The 2,311-nt window shown below is 68.6% G+C and carries 2 protein-coding genes; both read right to left on the reverse strand.

The annotated features are described in order from the left end of the window. Positions 1–1,461: hypothetical protein (locus EB084_23950; GenBank protein NDD31316.1), on the reverse strand; the 1,461-nt coding region annotated here is incomplete at its 3' end. A gap of 107 nt (positions 1,462–1,568) precedes the next feature. Then, positions 1,569–2,273, reverse strand: a complete 705-nt coding sequence (gene mqnB, locus EB084_23955) for a futalosine hydrolase (GenBank protein ID NDD31317.1) — start codon at positions 2,271–2,273, stop codon at positions 1,569–1,571. Positions 2,274–2,311 lie beyond the last annotated feature (38 nt).

Below are 2,311 nucleotides of genomic sequence, written 5' to 3' on the forward strand. Positions count from 1 at the left end.
CAGCGCATCGATCGACAGGGGCGGCAGACGCAGGCTGAGGGCGACCGGAAGCTGGCGCAGGGGGGAAGTTGCCTCCACCTCCTCCGAGCGGAAGGCCACCACGGCCGTGAGACGCGCCGACGTTCGGGAGAGCGCCTCCATCAGAAATACGAGAGACGCATCGGCCCACTGCGCGTCATCGACGACGAGCAGCACGGGGCGAAGCGCGGCTGCCTCCTCGAAGAGGGTTCGAACGGCGTGCGCCGTTTCACGGGCGCCACCCGCGCCTGCCTCGGGTCGAGCGCGGGCCGAGGCGTAGGAAAGGGCAGGCACCGACTGCATCACCCCATCGACCCGCCGGGCGATCTCAACATCGCCCTGCGCCCGTAGATCGCGCAGCAGCTGGCCGATGAGCGCAAACGGTTCGATCGTCTCTGTTCGCGCGCCTCGGCCGAACACCACGAGATCGCCGCGCTGGCGGAACCGAGCCACGAGCTCCTGCAGCAGGCGCGACTTCCCGCCGCCGCTCGGCGCTTCGACCAGGGACACCGCCGGCGCGCGCTCACATGCGCGGGCAAGCGCGTCCAGCGCCTCCGCGCGCCCGACGAATGCAGGCTCGGTGAGCATGCTTCGCCGGTCAGAGAGCCCGAGAGGGAAAGACGGATCGGCCTCACCTCGCGCGCGCGCCTCGCGAATCTGCTCGAGATCGGCCAGCGCGCCGCTTGCGGTCTGATACCGCTCACGGGGATCTCGGGCGAGCAGGCGCATCACGATTGCGGCCAGCGCCGCGGGTGTCGTCTGCGGAAGGGGCTGCGGCACGGCCACGACGTGCTGTCGCAGCAGCGCGCGCGGGTCAGGGGCCGCGAAGGGAGGCTGCCCGCTCAGGGCGCGGTGCAGCACGCAGCCCAGGGCGTACAGGTCGGAGCGGGCGTCTACCCGTCCCTGAAGCAATCCCGCCTGCTCGGGTGACACGCAGCCGAGTGCGTCGAGAAGGTCGGGGTCGAACAGGGGGAAGGGGTCGAGGTCGTGCGGCGAGACACCGAAGAAGAGCAGCTGGGGAACTGGGGAGACGATGACGCTCGACGGGCGAACATCGCGATGCACGAGTCCAGCGTCGTGCAGGGCGGCGAGCGCCAGCAGAGCGGCGCGCGCAATCTCGATTGCCGTGTCGACATCGAGCGCGACGCCATCGACCGCATCGAGCGTGTGCTCGCTGCCCCCTCGCGCGACGACGCGCACCCCCGCGCTGTCGATGCGAACGTCGGTGATGGCGCACAGATGCGGGCTCTGAATTGCTCGCGCGATGCGCGTCTCGTGGTCGACGCGATGCACCACGCCTCGCGCGAGGGCGTGTGCGGGAGCATCGCGCGAATAGGTCACCCCGCGGTCTTCGGCGTCTCGGGCCTTCCGCGTGCGCAGGGCGCCCTCGATCGCCGTCCGCTCGAATCCGCGGTCGGGATCGTCGTCGGGGACCCTGGTCATGGCATCATCTTAACACGCTCTGCAAAGATTCCTTCATTCCAGCGGGTGAGGCTCCTCACCCTGAAGGGTGACGGGTGAGCCCTGAAAACAGCAACAACACACCGCGCTCACGGACTGCTCGAGGCCCCGCCCAACCCTTCCAGAAGCGCCCAGAGCCGCGCATCGAGCGCCTCCACGGCGCCGGCGATGTCCCAGTCGCGCGTGTCGCGGGGACCGACCATGTCAGACACAGCGCGTATCTCGATGAAAGGGACGCGCTGGAGCAGGCAGGCGTGGAAAAGCGCCGCACCCTCCATGTTGACGAGGTCCGGGTCGTAGCACTGGCGCACCCAGGCAATCGACGCCGGCGCGCTCAGCACGCGATTGACCGTGACCGACCGAACGAACGGGAGGTCGATACCGCTCGGAACGCACCCTCGAGGGGCCTGCAACCAACCGTCGCTGAACGGAGGATCTTCTGGCTTCAGAAGGCCCATGTCGACGATGTCGGCAAAGCCATCGCTGGTCTCCGCCCCCAGATCGGCCAGTCGCTCGGCGCCAACAAGCGCCACCGCGCCCTTGCCGAGACGCTCGGTGAAGCTTCCCGCGATGCCGGCCTGCACCACCATCTCGGGCATACGGGTCAGCAATGCGCGCGATATGTGTGTAGCACACTGCATCTGCCCGATCCCGGTGATGAGCAGATCAAAGGCCTCGGTTTCTATGATCTCTCCCGGTCGCACACCTGACATCGTGCGCTGCGGCGCCACACCGGCACGCGAAAGGGCCGGCGCAACCTCGAACGCCGTCGCAGCGACCAGGAGAAGCCGCATTCAGTGCTGGGGCGCCTGACGACGGGCCTCTTCCTTCC

It is taken from the genome of Pseudomonadota bacterium, assembly GCA_010028905.1.
Classification (GTDB): Bacteria; Vulcanimicrobiota; Xenobia; order RGZZ01; family RGZZ01; genus RGZZ01.

What these genes read in the sequence shown, in the direction of transcription:
- mqnB (NDD31317.1), bottom strand. Translation starts at nt 2,273, where the DNA reads ATGCGGCTTCTCCTGGTCGCTGCGACGGCGTTCGAGGTTGCGCCGGCC.